The 18454-nt window shown below is 70.0% G+C and carries 11 protein-coding genes; 3 read left to right on the forward strand and 8 right to left on the reverse strand.

Annotated elements, in window-relative coordinates; genetic code table 11:
- Positions 1 to 110 precede the first annotated feature (110 nt).
- A complete protein-coding gene (locus HNR67_RS17900; RefSeq protein ID WP_185003394.1) occupies positions 111 to 1121 on the reverse strand; it encodes a hypothetical protein in 1011 nt (336 codons plus the stop codon).
- 412 nt (positions 1122 to 1533) lie between these two features.
- On the opposite strand from HNR67_RS17900, the gene HNR67_RS17905 reads away from it, so the two are divergent.
- Positions 1534 to 3744, forward strand: a complete 2211-nt coding sequence (locus HNR67_RS17905) for an ATP-binding protein (protein ID WP_185003395.1) — start codon at positions 1534 to 1536, stop codon at positions 3742 to 3744.
- 10 nt (positions 3745 to 3754) lie between these two features.
- Here HNR67_RS17905 and HNR67_RS17910 read toward each other — a convergent pair whose 3' ends face one another.
- The 3 genes from HNR67_RS17910 to HNR67_RS17920 form a co-directional block, all read right to left on the reverse strand.
- On the reverse strand, positions 3755 to 5839 hold the full coding sequence (locus HNR67_RS17910) for an ATP-binding protein (protein ID WP_185003396.1): 2085 nt from the start codon (positions 5837 to 5839) through the stop codon (positions 3755 to 3757).
- Between the two features lie 1351 nt (positions 5840 to 7190).
- A complete protein-coding gene (locus tag HNR67_RS17915; protein ID WP_185003397.1) occupies positions 7191 to 8288 on the reverse strand; it encodes a small ribosomal subunit Rsm22 family protein in 1098 nt (365 codons plus the stop codon).
- A gap of 122 nt (positions 8289 to 8410) precedes the next feature.
- On the reverse strand, positions 8411 to 9064 hold the full coding sequence (locus tag HNR67_RS17920; RefSeq protein ID WP_185003398.1) for an FMN-dependent NADH-azoreductase: 654 nt from the start codon (positions 9062 to 9064) through the stop codon (positions 8411 to 8413).
- Positions 9065 to 9184: 120 nt separating this feature from the next.
- On the opposite strand from HNR67_RS17920, the gene HNR67_RS17925 reads away from it, so the two are divergent.
- Complete coding sequence (locus tag HNR67_RS17925) at positions 9185 to 9694, forward strand: MarR family winged helix-turn-helix transcriptional regulator (RefSeq protein WP_185003399.1); 510 nt, start codon at positions 9185 to 9187, stop codon at positions 9692 to 9694.
- 13 nt (positions 9695 to 9707) lie between these two features.
- On the opposite strand, the gene HNR67_RS17930 is transcribed toward HNR67_RS17925, so the two are convergent.
- The gene (locus tag HNR67_RS17930; RefSeq protein ID WP_185003400.1) at positions 9708 to 10022 is read right to left on the reverse strand and encodes a winged helix-turn-helix transcriptional regulator; all 315 of its coding nucleotides are present in this window, start codon (positions 10020 to 10022) and stop codon (positions 9708 to 9710) included.
- A gap of 106 nt (positions 10023 to 10128) precedes the next feature.
- On the opposite strand from HNR67_RS17930, the gene HNR67_RS17935 reads away from it, so the two are divergent.
- Entirely contained in the window at positions 10129 to 11001 is an 873-nt protein-coding gene (locus HNR67_RS17935) for an NAD(P)-dependent oxidoreductase (RefSeq protein ID WP_312989598.1), read from the forward strand.
- On the opposite strand, the gene HNR67_RS17940 is transcribed toward HNR67_RS17935, so the two are convergent.
- The 3 genes from HNR67_RS17940 to HNR67_RS17950 all read right to left on the reverse strand — a co-directional run bounded on the left by HNR67_RS17940 (position 10949) and on the right by HNR67_RS17950 (position 18421).
- The gene (locus HNR67_RS17940) at positions 10949 to 11842 is read right to left on the reverse strand and encodes an aldo/keto reductase (protein WP_185003402.1); all 894 of its coding nucleotides are present in this window, start codon (positions 11840 to 11842) and stop codon (positions 10949 to 10951) included. The two genes, HNR67_RS17935 and HNR67_RS17940, sit on opposite strands and share 53 nt — an antisense overlap.
- A 115-nt stretch (positions 11843 to 11957) precedes the next feature.
- Complete coding sequence (locus HNR67_RS17945; protein WP_185003403.1) at positions 11958 to 14345, reverse strand: transglycosylase domain-containing protein; 2388 nt, start codon at positions 14343 to 14345, stop codon at positions 11958 to 11960.
- Positions 14346 to 15613: 1268 nt separating this feature from the next.
- Complete coding sequence (locus tag HNR67_RS17950; protein WP_185003404.1) at positions 15614 to 18421, reverse strand: helix-turn-helix transcriptional regulator; 2808 nt, start codon at positions 18419 to 18421, stop codon at positions 15614 to 15616.
- Positions 18422 to 18454: the final 33 nt, after the last annotated feature.

Raw genomic sequence — 18454 nt, forward strand, 5'->3', positions numbered from 1 at the left:
CACCCAGCACACGGGCGGCACCAACAGCCGGAACCGGGTTGCTGGTGCCTGAATGCCCCTGCTGGCTCGGGATGCTGGCCGCTTGGCCGTCCGCCGGGCGCCCGTACTTCTCACGGTGCCCGCCGGGCGCCCGGGGTGGCTTCGCTCTCGGCGAGGAACTCCTCTCCCCACACAACGCCGAACGACCGGTTGGGCGTCAGGTCGGTGAACGTGAAGTGGACCTCGCCGCAGGGGTCGGCCTTGACGAGTTCGCGCGGCGCGAACTCGTCTTCTACTTCGGATGGAGGAAGATCGGTGATCCGCCAGATCCGGTCGGGCACGCGCTCGGGATCGAACTTGACGTGCAGCTCGAACAGCTCGCACGGAAAGGTCGGCGTGCACACGTAGAACGGCCGCATCAAGCGCTGTTCAGTGAAGTGGAATTGCAGGAAGAATTCGTGCTCCGCGTGACGGGGCAGCTTGTGTGGCAACCGCAACACGTAACCCAGCCTCGCGCTGGACCGCCGCTGCCGCACCTGGAGTGTGCCACCGTGGAGGACCTCGATGCCGGTGCTGTCGGGTGGGATTCCTCCGGCCCAACCTGGCGGCAGGGGCACGGACACCTCGAGTTCGACTTCGTCGACCTCCTCGGCTGAGACGACGAAGCGCCGCCTCTCATACACCTGGGGAAGTCCCTGGTCGAGCACTACGGAGGTGTGTAGCGACGTCGTGCGCCAGGGCGCTCCGGGCCGCCGCCGTTCGCGGCGCGCCACGAGCATCAGCTTCGCCAACGCCTCCAGCGCCTTGTCGATGTGCCTCTTCGCGGTTTTCGGATCTCGGTCGATCAGGTTGGCGACGAGTTCCAACCTTTGGGTGAAGTTGGCCGTGGCCGCACTCTCGTCAGTGAGCCCGTAGGCCATCAACACCGCTTGACGTTGCTCATCGGGCAGGTGCCTGGCCACGTCCGTGAGTTCGTGCCGCAGAGCTTCCCTTAGCTGGAGCGGTTTGCCGTCGACGGCCAACCCCAGGGTTCTCCGCAGCAGCGGGCCGGTGACATCCGCCAGGTTCGATGAGTCCAACGCGCGCCGTCGTCTCAGAAGTTTGAGTTCATCGACGAGCTGGCTCGCCTCGTTCTCGACCATGCAGTAGCTCCTCCTGTGGATGCGATTCTAGCCGCAGTTCGCTTGGCATCCACGACCGTTTCCTGTCGAGCGAGGAAACGGAAACCCGTTGCCGCCGTGCTGGGAATCGCGAGATCGTGTTCTTGCGGAAGACAGAGGGAATGTGAAGGAAAACCACCTGGTGTGGTGTCTGGAAGAAAATGGGAGACGAACGCTCGTGTGGGGTGCTCCCGACTTCTTCCCGAGCTGCGGGGTGGTGTCCTGAGGGGAGGAGGTGGACGGAGATGCACACCCACGTCGTGTTCGTCATCGCGCAGTACCTGTTCGTCATGGTCGGCTGAGCTGGTGCCAGGTTCGGCGGGTGGCGCCCCTGTCGGCCTCGTGAGTCGTGGGTCTGAGCCCGTGGCCGTCCCGGAACGGGCATGATCCGGGCATGGACTCGCACAAGCATGAGTTCGGTGGCGAACTGCGCAGGCGACGTGAACGCGCAGGGTTTTCCCTGGGGGCCTTCGCCAAACTGATCCACTACAGCAAGAGCCACCTCAGCAAGGTGGAAACCGGCTGTGCTGCAGGCAACCGGGAATTCGCCCAGAAGTGCGACATCGCCTTGGAAGCGAACGGGGCGCTGCTGGCCCTCATGCGCGACAGACCGCACCGGCGAGCCGGTACCCGCACAGCAGCCGTGACCGGCCTGCCGCCGGTGACCCGGCACTTCACCGGTCGCGAACGGGAACGGAAAGCCATCGTCGCGGTTCTCCGTGACATGAGCACGGAGGGCGTGTGCGTGTTGAGCGGCATGGCTGGCGTGGGGAAGACCGCGCTGGCGTTGCGCAGCGCCTGGGACGTGGCTGACCTCTTCCCTGACGGCTGCCTCTTCCTCGACTTGGATGGCCAGGCGCTGGCCGGCGCGCAAGCCACCGCACACGACATCCTCGACCTGCTGCTCCGATTGCTCGGCGTGCCCGGCGAGCAGATCCCGCCGCAGTTTGACGCCCGGGCGAACCTCTACCGCAGCCGACTGCGCGGCAAGAGGCTCCTGGTGGTGCTGGACAACGCGGCAGGTACCGCTCAAGTTGCCCCACTCATACCTGCGGAACCGAGGTGCAGTCTGATGATCACCAGTCGCAACAAGCTCAATGCGCTCGATGACGCGGTTCGCGTCAACGTCGACGTGCTGCCCCATGCCGAAGCCGTGACGCTGTTCCGTGCGATCGCTGGGGATCGCGTCAGCGCCGCACCTGATGAGTTGGTCGCCCGAGTTGTGCAGCTGTGCGGCCGGCTGCCCCTCGCGATCCGCATCGCGGGGTCTCGGTTGCGTACGGGCGCCAACGCGTCGTTGCAGGACTTCGAGCGGCGCCTGGCGGAGGAGACCTCCAGACTGGGCGTCCTCGACGACGGGGAGCGCAGTGTCGCGGCCGCGTTCGCCCTGTCATACCGGGAACTCCCGCTGGACCAGGCCCGGGTCTTCAGACTGCTGGCCCTGCATCCGGGACGCGTCATCGAGACCGACGACATCGCGGCGCTCGCCGATGTCGACCTCGAACAGGCCACCGTTCTGGCCGACCGCATTGGCGACACGCACCTCGTGACCCACACGGCGGATGGTCACGTGATCCTGCACGACCTCATCCGCGACTTCGCGCGCGCCCTCCCTGAGGTCGAGGAGCAGGGCGCGGCGGTTCGCCGGCTGCTCGACCACAACCTGCAGCTCACCAGGACGAGTGACGAATTCCTTGCGCCGCACCGCTACCGGGTGCAGCTCGACCTTCCGGATCTGCCGGTGTCCTCCACGGCGTTGCCGGACCGTGAGAGCGCTCTGGCCTGGTTCGACCGGCGCTGGCCCACCCTGGTCGGCCTGTGCGGGTTGGCCGCCACCCAACGGCTCCACCGCCACTGCTGGCAGCTCGCTTTTCTGCTGCGCGACTACTTCTTCCAGTCGAAGCTGTGGGACCAGTGGATCGGAACTCACCGCACGGCTGCTGCGGCAGCCCGTGTGGCAGGTGACAACCGTGCCTTGGCTCTGACGTTGAACAACCTGGGCATCGCGTACGCCGACCGCGGTGAGTTGGAGCAGGCGACCGGCCACTACGAGGAGGCGTCGGACCTCTTCCGCGAGGCCGGGGACGAGCACGGTCTGATCAACGCCGCCTCAAACATGGCCTGGGCAGCGTTGTATCTGGGCGACCACGAGCGCGCGTGGCATGAGCTGTGGACCGCCGGGGCCGCGTACCGGCGCCTTGGGAACAAACGCAACGCGGCGATCGCGTTGCGCGGGGTCTCCCTGGCGGAGGTGGAACTCGGCCGGCACGACGACGCCGTCGCACACGCGGACGAATCGTACGACCGGTTCCGGGAGCTGGACCTCCCCCTGGACATGACCATGTCGCTCAACAGCTCAGCGTGGGCACACTTCAGAGCGGATCAGCACGAACTCGCCGCCGAGCGGTACCGGCTGGCCGCGGCGTCGGCCAGCGACTGCGGCAGCCCATACGAACACGCCCGCGCGCTCATCGGGCTTGGCAACGTCCACGCCGCCGCGGGGCGTTCCGCCGAGGCACAGGCGGAGTGGACGCGAGCCGACGAATTGCACCCGCCCCTGGATCAGAGAATGGTCGGGGAAGCACGTGTACGGGCTGGCGACTGACCGGAATCCGTCAGGGGCGCAGCCTGGTCAGTTCCGCCGCCACTTCCTCCCCCTCGAACGCGGACAACCGGGTGAACAGCTCCAACGCGGCCTCGAACTCGGTCACGGCCTGTTCGTGGTCGCCGAACAGCACGGCGACCCGCGCCCGGCCGTGATGGGCGCGGGCCTCCTCGAACGCGCTGCCCTGCGCGCGCGCCAGGGTGATCGCCTCCTCGTGCGCCTGGTCGGCCGCTCGCAGGTCGCCGGACTGGTGGTGTGTCTCGCCCAGGCAGTTGAGCGCCATCGCCATGTTTAGCAACGACGAGCGCTCCTCAAATATCGCCATCGCCTCGTGGATGTGACGGATCGCGATCTCGTACCTGCCCAATGCCGTCTCGAAGATCGCTATGCTGCGCAAGGTGATCCCGGCGTTCGTGCGTGCGCCACAGCGGTGGTAGTTCCCCAGCGCCCGGGTCACCTGCTCCAGCGCACCTTCGTGGTCCCCTCTCCTGTGCAGGACCCACGCGCAGTTACCCAGGGCGTTGCCTGCGCCGCGCAGGTCGCCCAAGTCGTCGAAGATTTGCAGTGCGGCCCAGCAGTGGCGTTCAGCAGCCTCCACCGATCCCCGTTCCAGCAACGCCATGCTGAGGTTGTTACGCGTTGATGCCTCGGCCTTCCGGTCCTTCAGGCGCACAGTTGCGGTGAGGGCGAGTTCGTGCGTGCGGATCCAGGCATCCCAGTCCTTGGTGAGGAAGAAGTAGCCGCGCATCGTGTACGCCAGCTGCCAGCTCCGAACGTCCAAGCGGTAGTCCTCGAGTTGGAGCAACCCGGTGAGGACCTCCTGCTCAGCAACCATCCAAGCCAGCGCCGCGTCCTGGTCGGGGAAGGACGGTACTTCGCGGGGCAGTCCCTCCAGGGGGATGCGGAACCGGTTGGGCGTCAACAACCGGTCGGCCTGGTCCGTACCATGCAGATAGTGGTCGAACAAGCGTGTGGTGGCCTCGAACCGCTCGTCCCCGTCGTCTCGCTCCACGAGTTCCGACGCGTATAGGCGGAGGAGGTCGTGCATGCCTATCCGGTGGTTCGCGGTCGCTGTCACCAGTTGTGCCTCGGCGAGCGCCTCCAACAGGCGATCGGCCACCGCCAGGGAGACACCGGCCAACGCGGCGAGCGCCTGCTTCGGCGCGGTCGCCCCGGGAACCCGGCCCAGCAGGCGGAACATCCTCGCCTGGTGCGCTGGAAGCCGGTGATAGGACCACGAGAACACCGTGCGTACTGCTGTGCGTGGATCACCGACATCCAGCGAGTCGAGTCGCCGGTGCTCGTCGATCAGCGTCGCCGCCACCTCGGCGAGTGGTCGTGCCGGGACGGACCGCACGAGGCCAGCGACGACGCGCAGGGCCAGTGGCAGATGCGTGCAGTGCCGCGCCAACGTGGCGACGGTGTGAGGCTCCTCCTCGCCCTGTGGACCCAGGAGGGTGCGTAGCAGAGCGAGTGCCTCCTCGGTGCCGAGTACGTCTACGGGTACAGGTGTGGCCCCCTGTGTCACCACCAGGCCGGTCAATGGGCTGCGGCTCGTCACGATGACGCTTGACCCCGGGCCCGGCAGCAGGGGACGAACCTGCTCGGCGTCCCGCGCGTTGTCGAGCAGGACGAGCACCTGCCGCCCGGCCACCAGTGATCGAAAGGTGGATGCGCGCTGCCCCGTGTCTGTTGGCATCCATTCCGGGGCCATACCAAGCGCCCTCAGGAAACCACCCAGCACCTCACCTGGTGGCAACGGCTCGTCTGGTCCATACCCCCGCAGGTCCACGTACAACTGGCCGCCGGGAAAGCGCTCAGCGGCCGCTGACGCCCATGAGACCGCGAGGGCGGTCTTCCCCACTCCGCCCATGCCCGACAACACCACTACCGGCACGGTATCGGGCGGGGTATTGCCCATCGCCTCGTCGATGGTGGCGAGCAGCGGCTCGCGCCCGGTGAACCCACGCGCCAGCGCAGGTAACTGTCGGGGCACGGATCTCGCCTCGTCAGTGGCGTGGATGTGGACACCTCCCACGATCGTCGCCGCCTGCACGACATTGCCAGTCACACCCGACATCGCGTTGTTGTCCATCACGCCCTCCATAGGGTTGGGAATGTTCAGGGCGGCGGGGTGCGGCTGATCACGACTCGTCGTTGGGCGGTCCGCGAAGGAGCGGCCACCCCGCCGTCTGGAACGCCGGCTTGGTGGTTGAGATCTGTGCGCATCACGACTGACCATGGCGGTGCCTGCGGGCGCTCGCCGCCCGCAGTAGGGACCCGGCAACGAACTGGGCAAGTGAGGTCAACCAACTCCGTGAACTGCTTGACTCGATCACTGCTGTGATGGAGTGGGCCCTCGTCTGCTCCACCCACTTCCCGCTCATCCTGCTGTTCAGCGTCCAGGCGTTGGTGGCATCCGCCGGGCCAGACAAGACGAGGTGGTCGAGCACCTGCGTGAGCGTGATGCCTGACCCGAAGGCGGCATCTCACCGCGGCAGCCAAGACCTCTGCGGCCGCACGCGAGTCGACCCTCGTCCTGCCCGGGCAAGCGTTCACCGCTCCGCTGCTCGCCCACCTGATCCGCAAGTTGCGCCCCGAGCGACGCCACCACGGGCTGCGCAGTGCCTCCTCTGTACAGCTGCTCTGTCGGCCATCAAAGTCACCAACAGACCTTTCCTGCGCTGCTACTTCGGGAAACGCGAGAAGGGATAACGCCATGCCCAAATCCACATTACCCTTACGTGTCGCCTGATCGCTGCCATGTGGCAGTGTTGAGCGACGGTCGAGATTTCCGCGCCTCGCCGACGATCATGGCTGCTGCGGATTGACATGATCGTCGAGGCTTCTCAGCAAGAAAGTTCCACGGGCCCTGATCTAGGAAACCTCACTCCGGGGCGGGCCACGCCCGCCGAGTGGCCTACGAGCTGTGCCGGAGGGCGGAAATTCCATGCCGAGAGGAGTTCCTGAACGCCGAGAGAAGGCGATCGGACCTCTATCAGAACGCATTCGTTGCGATGATGGGGTCAGATTTGTCTGGTCATCACGACTGAACCTGCTGAACCGCGGATGCCTTCGCCAGGCTGGCTACGTTGGAATCTGTCCTGGAGAACGGGTCGGAGAATGCTGATCAGTCACCGTGGCCGGTGGCAAGAGGCCGTAGATTCTAATTCTGTCGTCCTGTTGGTCCTCGTGGAGCCGCTGCCGAGGTAGATCCATGAAGATTAACTCCGCAGCGAACGTAGCCTAGCCCCGGCGAACAGAGCGCTCAGTCTTCCTCAGACAGTCCCCCGCGAGGTCGGTCAGCCCTCCCCGGACACCGCTCAACACGTCCGACCCACCAGCCGCACCCCGCAGACCGCGCCCCCAGGTACCCAGCGCTCAGACCCAGCGTCGAGCGCCCAGTGTTCAGATCTCGCACCCGGCACCTAGCGCCCGGCCAGCGGTCAGTCGCGATCCGGCATGCTCGGCGCCCACTCCTCCCCCCACTCGACATCCCGCGCCGCCCGGTAATCCACCCCATGCCGCTTCGTCACGGTCACCTCAGCCAACCCATCCGCCCCCGTGCACAACCGCAACGCCACCAACCCCTTCCGCTTCACCGGATGCCGCAACACCCGATTAGCCGCCCGCCCCACCACAACCCCAGCCCCACCAGCCCCCGCGCCCCCACTCACAACCCCGCCCGCGGCTTCCCGCCCCCCAGCCCCCACGCCCCCGGCCTCGCCCCCGCCAACCCCAGCCACCCCCGCCCCAACCACCGCCACATACGAGAACTTCTCATCCTCGAAGTTGAGCGACCCCTCCTTGATCACCCGATGCGCCCCAACCCGCGGCAACCGAGCCGAAAAATGGCACCAATCCTCCCCAGCCGGAATCGGACAAGCCCGCTGATGCGGACAAGGCGCCACCACATCCCGCCCCGCCCCGATCAACTCATCCCGCGCCCGCAAAATCCGCTCATACCCCGCGGGCGTCCCCGGCTCGATCAACACCAGCAACCCCGCCGACTGACCCAGCCACCGCACCGTCGCCGCCCGCACAGCTTCCGGCAACTCGCCCAGCACATAGGACAGCGTCACCACATCCGCCCGCGGTGCCTCCGCCGCCGGGTCGATCCGCCCCCGCTGCCACGCCGTCCCCCGCAGCCGCGGCGACTCCGCCATCAACCGCCGCCCCAGCGCGACGACCTCCGGCGCCTGCTCCACCACCGTCAACTCCGCCAGTGACGGCCAGGTCTCCGTCGCCGCCCACACCGCCGTGCCGGTTCCGCCGCCGACGTCGATCAGGCTGCGGGGGGCGAAGTCCGGGAGTTGGCGGGCGATCTCGGTCAGGGCGGAGCGGACGGCGGCGTAGGTGCCGGGCATCCGGTAGCCGGCGTAGGCGGCGGCGTCGACCGGGGTGACCAGGATGGGGGTGGTGGCGGCCTCGCCCTGGCGGTAGCGGGTGATCAGGCGGGTGACCGCGCGGGCCAGTTCCTGTTGCGGGAAGCGGCGCAGGGCAGTGTCCAATGCGGACTGGAGCTGCTCGGGCAGGGCGGTCATGGCCGGAATTCTGCCTGGTCACCGCCGGGGCCTGGTGCGGGGATCGGTGGCACCGCATCGGGGTGTTCGGCGCTGGACACCCCGATGACCGGCCTCGCCCCGACCCGCGGCCCATCGCCGGGTCAGGCGGCGACGATCCCGGCCAGTTCCGGGGCGACCTTCCCGGCCAGCGTGTGCGCCTGTTCCCGGGACTGCGCGGCCAGTTCGCGCAGCTCGGCCATTGCGGGATTGACGTCGGCCAGGGTCAGTTCGGCGTCGACCACACGCACGTCCATCGCCAAGACGTCGTTGAGGATCCGGTGCAGCCACGGCGTGCCGTGGTCCCAGCCCTCGCGCGGGGTGCCCGGCCCGTAGCCACCGCCGCGGGTCACGATCAGCGCCGCCGGCCTGCCCTTGAGCGGCTGCTGACCCTTCGCGGGGGACAGCCGCGGTTCGGTCAGCAGCAGGTCGATCCACGCCTTGGCCTGGGTCGGCACGCCGAAGTTGTACAGCGGGGCGGTCAGCAGCAGGCCGTCCGCGCCGAGCAGCTCATCGGCCAGTTCGGTGGCCAGCCCCGCCGCCGCGCGCTGCTCCTCGGTCCACTCCTCGGCCGGGGTCCAGACCGTGGACACCGACCGCGGCCAGACGTCGGCGGGCAGCGGGTGTCGGCCCACGTCCCGGCGGCGGACCGGGGTGCCGGGACGGGCGGTCAGCCAGCTCTGCTCGAAGGTGTCGCCCAGTGCCCGGCTGACCGAGCCCTCGGTCCTGATGCTCGTGTCCACGCGCAGCAGAGTCATCGTCTTCCCTCCACAAGAAGCGCTGCTCTCCAGAACAGCTGTCGACAAGATGTTCTGCTCAACAGACTATCTTGTCAACAGAACGTATTTCGGGCCACAGCGGCGGACTATGCTGAGTAGGTGGACCAGCACCAGCGACGACCTGCGCAGTTCGACTTCGGGCTGGCGCTGGGCGCGGTCGTGCGGGGGTACTTCAAGGCAGCCGATCGCGCCGTGGACGACCTGCCCGGCGGCCCGCGCGGCTACCAGGTGCTCTCCGCCGCCGCCCGCGGCGAGGCGCCCAGCCAGATCGCGCTGGCCCAGCAGCTCGGCGTGGACCGCACCGTGATGACCTACCTGCTCGACGACCTGGAACGCGCCGGCTTCGTCGAGCGCCGCCCCGATCCGGCCGACCGCCGCTCCCGGCAGATCGTGATCACCGAGACCGGCCAGGCCGAGCTGTGCAGGCTGGAACGCAGGCTCAGCGCGGTCGAGGACACCGTGCTCACCCCCCTCGATGAGTCCGAGCGCGAGGTGCTGCGCGGGATGCTGGCCCGCCTGGCCGCCTACGCCGGCGACGTGCCCAACGCCTGCCAGGTCGCCGAACACGCCCTGGCCGCCGAGAAACTGGGCCCGACCGGCTTGCCGTAGCCGAAGTCCCTGGTCACAGGTGTTCGCGGCCCCACGCGCCGAGCGGGCGCAGCGCCTCGTTGAGCGCCGCGCCGCGCGCGGTCAGCGAGTACTCCACGTGCGGCACGGGGCCCGGCTGGCTGTCCCGGTGCACGATCTCGTCGGTCATCAGCTCACGCAGCTGGTCGATGAGCACCTTCTCGCTGACCCCCGGCAGCAACCGCCGCAGCTCGCCGAACCGGCGCGGCCGCGGACTGAGCGCCCACAGGATGTGCACCTTCCACTTGCCGGTGACCACCTGCATCGCGGCCTCCACCGCGCAGTGCGTCAACCGCGTCCGCACCTTCATCCGACCACCCCCAAGTCGAGGCCAGGATAACCGCGGCGAGGCACTTACCTTGATGTGCGTACTTGAGCGCGATTCCCCGCCGACCTAGGTTGGAAATGTGATTACGGTGCTTGGACTCGGTCGGATGGGCGCGGCGATCGCCGGAGCCTTCCTTGATTCCGGATATGCGACAACAGTGTGGAACCGATCCGCCGACAAAGCGGATACATTGGTGGAATGCGGCGCACTAAAAGCGGCTGACCTGGCCGCCGCGGTCGCCGAAAACGACATCATCCTGGTCTGCGTACTCGATTATCCGGCGCTGTACGAGCTGCTCGAACCAGTACGCGAAACCCTGTCCGGCAAGGTGCTGGTGAACCTCACCTCCGGCCTGCCCAGCGAGGCCCGCGCGGCCGCGGACTGGGCGCGTGGACTCGGCCTGCGCTACCTCGACGGCGCCGTATTGGCCGTGCCGCCGGCGGTCGGCCAGCCTCAGACGCAGCTCTTCTACGCTGGTGAGCAGCAGGTCTACCGGGATTGCGCGGAGGTGCTCGGCGCACTGGGCACCTCGGTGTACTTCGGCGCCGACCCGGGCAGCGCTGCCCAGTACGACCTCGCCCTGCTCGGCATCCTGTGGGCCACCCTGACCAGCGCGTTGCAGGGATTCGCGCTCACCGGATCGGGGGAGCGGCTGCTGCCTTTCGCTGAATCCTGGCTCACGAATGTCGTGCTGCCCAGTATCCGGGGCGCGGCGAAACAGGTCGATTCCGGCGACTACGGCGGCGCGGTGTCCACCGTTTCCCTGAACGCGCACGGACTGGCCAAAATGATCCAGGCCGGGCGCGAACAGGGAATAGCGTCCGACCTGATGACGCCCATCAAGGAATTCCTGGACCGGCGTCTGGCCGACGGATTCGGTCAGGACAGCCTGGCCAGCATTGTCGAGGTCATCCGGAACCCTGGTGCACCGCGGCCAGCCGGGCCAGTTCGTCATCGGTGAGCCGCAGCGACCCGGCCGCGATGTTGGCCGCCAGGTGCTCCGGGTTGCCGGTGCCGGGGATCGCCAGCACGTGCGGGCCCAGCTGCAGCGTCCAGGCCAGCCGCACCTGGGCCGTGCTCACCCCGCGCGCGGTGGCGATGGCCACCACCTCGGTGTCCTCCGCCCCGCCCGCGCCGGACTCCTTGCCCGCGCCGGCGATGGCGAAGAACGGCACGAACGCCACACCCTGCGCGCCGCACAGGCGCAGGAGATCGTCCTGCCGCGCGGGCGCGCCGAGCCCGTACTGGTTCTGCACACACACCACCGGCGCGATGGCCTGGGCCTCGGCCAGGTGGTGCGCGCGCACGTTGGAGATGCCCAGGTGCCGGATCAGCCCGGCCGCGCGCAACTCGGCCAGCGCGCCGAAGCGCTCGGCGATCGACTCCGGACCGTGCACCCGCAGGTTCACCACATCCAGGTGATCGCGGCCGAGCTGCCGCAGGTTCTCCTCGACCTGGCCGCGCAGCTGCTCGGGCCGGGCCAGCGGCAGCCACTCGCCGGCGAGGTCCTTGCCGGGGCCCACCTTGGTGGTGATCACCAGGTCCTCCGGGTAGGGCGCCAGCGCGGTGTTGATCAGCTCGTTGGCCGAGCGCAGCGGGGAGAAGTAGAAGGCGGCGGTGTCGATGTGGTTCACGCCCAGCTCCATCGCGCGCCGCAGCACCGAGATCGCCCGGTCCCGGTCACTGGGGGAGCCGTCGGCCTGGTGCGTCAGGCGCATCGCGCCGAAGCCGAGGCGGTGCACGGTCCGGTCGCCCAGCGTCCAACTGCCCGCGTCCGCGGCGGTGATCGTCTCCGAGGTCATGGCGGCAGTCTGCCCCGCCACCCGGCGACCCGCGCACCAGGGCAGTCACCCGGCAACCCGGCTGCCGTGCGTCCGTCTACCGACCGGTCGGTAGACGGACGCACGGTCCGGCGGGTCAGCCGATCCCGGTCGGCCTGGGCCGGGTCGGCGGCGGCGGTGTGGTCGGCCGGGTGGTGACCGGCGGTCTGCTCGGCGTCGTGGTCACCGGCCCGCCGCCGGCGCTGGTGGTCGGCGGCGGCGGCGTGGCGCTCGCCGTCCGCGTCTTCGACGGCTGCGGCCGGCGATCCCCGATGTCGGAGAGATCCACCGGGCGCGGGCGGTCGCTGTGCAGGTACCGCCGCTCCACCTCCGGCAGCCCGGCTACCCGCATCCCGCTCATGATCCCGCCGCGCCCGTTGTCCCCGTTCATCGCGCGGAACCAGGTGCGCGCCGAGTACTTCCCGCCGTAGATGTAGCGCCCGGACGAGCAGGGCCGCGGTGGCTGGTTCACCCCCGAGTCGCACAGCGTCTGCGGCGCGGGTGTGTCGTCGAAGGTGAACACCGCGGCCGACAACTGCGGGGTGAAGCCGAGGAACCCGGCCGACTTGTGCTCCTGGGTGGTGCCGGTCTTGCCGGCCATCGGCCGGTCCCACTTCACCCCGCGCGCCGCGGCGGTCGCGGTGCCGCCCAGGGTGTCCTTGCTCAGCGCCACGGTCATCGCGTTGGCCAGCCCCGGCTGCACCACCTGCTCGCACGCCTGATCGCGCACCGGGACCGGGTTGCCGCGGCGGTCCAGCACGGTCTCGATCGGACTCGGCGGGCACCACTTGCCCTCACTGGCCAGGGTCGCGCCGACATTGGCCAGTTCCAGGGTGCTGGTCGGCGTCGGACCGAGGGTGAAGGAACCGAAGTTCTGCTCGGCGAAGAACCTGCCGATCGGTCGTTTCTTTCGATCCTCCGCGGCGATCATGGTGCCCAGCGACCGCAGCCCGAGCCGCTGCGCCATGTCCACCGCGGCCCTGACCCCGACCCGCTCCAACAGGTGCACGAAGGTGGTGTTCGGCGATTTCGCCAGCGCGTCCTGCAGGCTCATCCGGGCCGGGTACTCACCGGCGTTCTGCACGCAGTACTTGCGCAGCCCCAGCGCGCCAGGCGGGCAACTGGCCGCGCCGCCGAGGAAGACGGGGGAGACGTAGGAGTCCGGCACCGGCACCGATTCGGTGATCGTGCCGCCCTGTTCGAGCAACGCGGCGGCGGTGAAGATCTTGTAGATGGAGCCCGCGCCGTGGTTCTGCGGCGCGTAGGGCAGCCCGAGGGTGGTCTCCCTGGCGTCGCGGTTGAGACCGTAGGTGCGGTTGGCGGTCAGTGCGATCACGCGGTGTTTGTCCTTGCCAGGCTGGACAATCGCCATCGCGTTGGCCACATTCCGGGTCTGCGGCGGCACTTCGGCGTCCACCGCGGCCTTGGCCTTGGTCAGCGCGTCCCGGTCCAGGGTGGTCTTGATGGTGTAGCCGCCGCGGCGCAGATCGTCGCGCTGGAAGCCGGAGTTTTCCAGGTATTTCAAGGCGTAGTCGCAGAAGTAGCCCGCGTCGCCGGTGCCGACACAGCCGTTGGCCGGCCGCGCCGGGGTGGGCACGATGTCCAGGTTGGTCTTCTTCTCCGCCGCGCCGACCTCGGCGGGCAACCGGCCCTGGCGGACCATCTCGTCGAGAACCACGTTGCGCCGCACCAAAGCCCGCTCCGGATGCCGGTAGGGATTCAACGCACTCGGCTCGTTCACGATCCCCGCCAGCAACGCGGCCTGGGCGACGGTCAACTTGTCCTGGGTGGTGTCGAAGTATGCCCGCGCCGCGGCCTGGATGCCGAACGCCCCCTGCCCGAACGGCACGGTGTTGAGGTACCGGGCCAGGATCTCGTCCTTGCTCAGGGTGTGCTCGAGCTGCAACGCGATCCGCAACTCGCGCACCTTGCGCGCCATCGACTGCTCCTGCGCCCGGGTCCGCTCCACCGCGGTCTCGGCCGAGATGTGCGTGAGGTGGTTCTTCACGTACTGCTGGGTCAACGTCGACCCACCCTGCGAAATCCGCCCCGACACCGCGTTGGCCAGCGCCGCCCGCCCCAACGCCACCGGATCCACACCCTGGTGCTCGTAGAAGCGGTGATCCTCGATCGCCACCAGCGCCGACTTCACCAAGCCCGAGATCTCCGCGGCAGGCACCGGCACCCGGTACTGGTCATACACATGCGCGAACGGCCGCCCCTCGCTGTCCAGCAACGCGGTCATCTGCGGCGCCTCATCCGCGATCAACGCCGCCGCCGTCCGGTCGACATCGTCACTGGCCAGCACCGCCACCGTGCCCGCACCCCCGGCCAGCGGAAACAACACCCCCGCCGCCAGCATCCCGCCCAACGCGCACAACCCCACCAACTTCAACACCCCGACCACAACCCGCCGCCCCCGAGGAGCCACCGGCTCAGCCTCGTCGAGCAGGGTGTCGAACGGTGTGCCCGTGGATCCCGTCATCGCGACCAGCCCGCCGTTCGGAGTGCCCAGGTACCTCCCATGGTGGTAGCCCAGGGCCTGCCCAGGCAACCAACTCGATCAGGTGGCGTGTCGCCGGCCGCGTGTCGCACCCCGCGTGTCCCACACGACCTCTGCCCGGCCCGCGCGTGCCTGGCCCGCGCGTACCTCGACCTGTACGGAACGCCCCCGGGCGGCGCCCGGCCCGCGCGCGGGCACCCGCCACCTGCGCCCGTGCGCTCGCGTACCTGCGCGTCCCGGCCCGCGCACCCGCGCCTCGACCCCGGTTCCCCGCACGGCCCAGCCGCGACGCTTCCCCCGGAGCCTGGCCTCCCCGACGCCTGACGCCTCGATGTCTGAACTCCGAGCCCGCCGCCCCGGCACCCCTCCGCCACGCCCCGGGCTGCCCCGTGCCGCCACGCCCCGTCCCGTCACCGGGCTCGGCACCACGGCCCTCCCCCGGCCCAGACGCCCCGTCCTGCACGACCCACTCCCGGCCCGCGCCCGCACCACTGACCCGCGCTCGCCCCGCCCCCGCCACCGCTTCCTCTGCGGAACGCTTTTCAAGCCAAAAAGGTTGCTTTCCCGTCTGGATCTTGACCTCGATCAGGTCAATCCGACCCGCCCAAGCCACCCTGCCCGCCCCAGCACGCCAACCCGCTCCGAACGTACCAAAGGCCCCGCCACCAGGCAGAGCACTCAGTCCCGACCCACCCAGCTCACCTCGAACAACCGCCCCACCAATCCCCAACCGCCCCCGACATTCACCCGATCAGGGTGCGATCCGATGCCAGCCAGCGCGCCATCCGAAACCAGCCCGACCAAGACGAAACCAGCCCGACCAAGGCCAGCAAGCCAGTCAGCCAAGCTCAGCAAGCCATCCCAAACCAGTTGAACGTCGCCACCATCTGCCAAGTGGCCCCCACCTACCGCGGCCCAGTCAGCTCCCACCGGTCCACCGTCCGGTAGCTCCCGGGCTGCAGGCTCCCGTCCCCAGCCGCCTCCGGATCGTCGTCCACCGGCACATACTCGTTGAGCACCCGCCGGGTCAGCGTCACATCCAGCGACTCATACGCCGACTGGATCTTCAGCTAGTCCCCACCCCAGGGATCCCACGCGCGCCCCGGATCCGCCAGCTTCAGCTGCACGGTGTTCCCGCTGTTGCGCTCCAGGCCCCTGCCAGGCTCCCTGCCTTGTAGCGGCCGTAGACCATCCACCGGTCTGCGCCACCCCTCGCGGCCTGATAGGCAGAGCCTGATCGCCGGGACCCCCTACACGAGCGCCTGTGCCAGGTCGCGACGACCGGCGATGCCGAGTTTGGTGTAGATCCGGCCGAGGTGGTTCTCCACCGTTTTGGGGGTCACGAACAGTTCCTGGGCGATCTCCCGGTTGGCCCGTCCGGCCGCGGCCAGGCCAGCCACTCGGCGTTCGCTGGCGGTCAGCGCCTCCGGCCCGGCGAACATCGGCCGTCGCGGCCGGTCGCCCAGCGCCTCCAGGGCCTCCAGTGCGCGTTGCCGCAGTGCCGCGGACCCGCAGTCCCCGGCCAGGTCGATGCCCCGGTGCAGCACCTCCCGTGCGTCGCCCCGCCGCCGCGCCACCCGCAGCGCCTCGCCCAGGTCGACCAGCGACCGGGCCAGTTCCAGCCGCGCCGGACCGGTTTCCAGCATCGCGATCGACTCGGTCAGCAGGTCCAGCCGCCGGTCCGCATCGGCGTGCGCGAGCAGCCGCAGCGCCGCCCCCACCTCGGTCGCCGCACCCCAGCGCCGCGCGATGACCAGCTGTTCCGCGGCCAGTTCCAAGGCTTCGCCGAGGTCGCCGAGCAGCATCGCCGCGCGCACCGCGGGCGCCCGCCACGGAATGGTCGGCGGATCCAGGCCCGCCTCCAGCATCAGGTCCCGCTGCCGCAATGCCTGGGCCCGCGCCTGCCGCGGATCGCCGTGCCCGAGCGCGATCAGCGCCCGCGGTTCGTGCAGCCAGATGGTGGGCATCAGCCGCGGCCGGTCGGGGTGTTCGGCCTCGAAGCGGTCCAGCGCGGCGGTCGCGGCGTCCAGGTCGCCGCGTTCCAGGGCGGCGTAGGCGCTGAAGTGGGTGCCGGTGGCGCGCAGGGCGATCACGTGCGGGGCGGGGTCCTCGCAGGCGATCGCGGCCAGCGCGCCCTCGGACTCGGCCTCCATCGCGGTGACGTCGCCGAGCCGCCAGCTCAGGAACAGTGCCGCGTTGGCCACCATGGCGAACTCCACCGGCGACCCGTGCGCGCGCACCCGCAGCCGCGCCCGGTCGATCTCCCGGCGGGCCGGCGCGACCCCGTCCGCGGAGATCAGCGCGAGCAACGCGACCACCCAGGCCACCATGGCCTCGGTGGACCCGGTGGCGTCGTCGAAGTAGGCGCCGTTGGCCAGCGCCCGGCTCGCGGTGGCGGCGACCTCGGTGGCGGGCGCGACCTCGTAGCGACCCATCTGCGCCAGCAGTCCCAGCAACGTCCGCTCGTCCGGGGTGCCGCCAGGCAGGCCGGCGTACCCGCGCAGGTGCTCGGAGGACCGGCGCCGCTCCTCCGGCAGGAACGAGCGGATCACCGCCAGCCGCGCCTCCAGGTGCAGCCGCCCCACGTCCCGGTCCCCGGCCGGCCGGGCCCGGATCGCGGCCTCCAACTCGGCGATGGCCGCACCCGGTCCGTCGACCACCGCGGTCGCCGAGGCCGCCGCCGCGACCAGTTCGGCATCGGGCAGCCCGACCGCCGCGGCGCGCAGTTCGTCCCTGGCCCGCGCGGCCTCCCCGGTGCGCAGCAACGCCCGCCCCAGCTCGGCCCGCAACGCCGGATCGTCCGGATCCTCGTCAACGGCCCTGGTCAGGTGCGCGGTCGCGGTCCGCGCGTCCCCGGCGGCCAGCAGCGCCACCGCGGCCTTGCGCAGCACTCCCGCCGCCTCGGGCAGGGTGCCGCGCGGGGCCTGCGCGAGGTGCGCGGCGACCCGGTCGGCAGGCGCGTTCGCCGCGGCCAGTTCCACCGCGGCCCGCGCGTGCAAGGCCGTCCGCGCCACCGGTCCCAGATCGGCCAGCACCGCCTCGCGCACCACCGGATGCACGAAAACCAGATGATCCCCGTCGCTGACCAGCACATTCGCCGCTGCCAGGGCTTCGGCGGCGACGGTCAGCGCGGCCGGGTCGAGCCCGGTGATCGCGCCCGCCTGCCACGGATCGCTGCCCACGCCCAGCACCGCGGCCGCGCCGGCCAGCCGCACCGCGTCCGCGGGCAACCGCCCCAGCGCGGCCCGGAACACCGTGCTCGGCCCCAGCGTCCCGACCCGCGCCGCGGTGCCGGGGACGTCCAGGGGCAGCCCCAGCGCGTCCAGTTCGTCGACCAGCACCCTGGCCAGGAACGGGTTGCCGCCGCTGGCCGCGTGCACCGCGGCCACCACGGCCTGCGCGGGCGCCGACCGAACGGTCAGTAGGTCGGTCAGCGCGGTCACGCTCAACGGCCGGGGCAGCACCCGTTCGGCCTGCCGGGACACGCTGAGCTGGGCCAGCGGCCCGGTGTTCTCCGCTGGTGGGCGGGTGGCCACGACCAGCGCGATCGGCAGGTCCGCGATCCGCCGGGACAGGTAGACCAGGAACTGCGCCGAGGACAGGTCGGCCCAGTGCGCGTCGTCCACGGTGATCAGCAGCGGCCGGGTCGCGGACAGGTCCACCGCCACCCACCACAGCGAGTGCAGGGTGCGGGCCAGTTCGGCCTCGCTCGGGTCGGTCGCGGCGGCGTCCAGCGCGCGCAGGGCGTCGCCGGAGGGCCCGGCCAGCAGCGCGGCCCGGATCTCGCCGGTGTAGCGGGACACCGACCGCTCGACCATCTGCCGGACGACACCCCAGGCCATGGCGCTTTCCAGGGCGTCGCCGACGGCCTGCAACCGGCCGAAGCCGCGGGCTTTGGCCAGATCCCTGGTGGCCTGGACAAGGCGGGTCTTGCCGATCCCGGCGCGGCCCTCGATGACCACCACCCGGCCCTCGCCACGGGCGGCCGAGTCCAGCGCGGCCTGGATCCGGGACAGCTCCGGCTCACGTTCGAGGACTCCGGAGTCAGGCGTGCGCACGGCCGGATCGTAACCGCGAAAACCCCCGGTGAA

The organism is Crossiella cryophila (genome assembly GCF_014204915.1).
In the GTDB taxonomy this organism is placed as follows: Bacteria; Actinomycetota; Actinomycetes; order Mycobacteriales; family Pseudonocardiaceae; genus Crossiella; species Crossiella cryophila.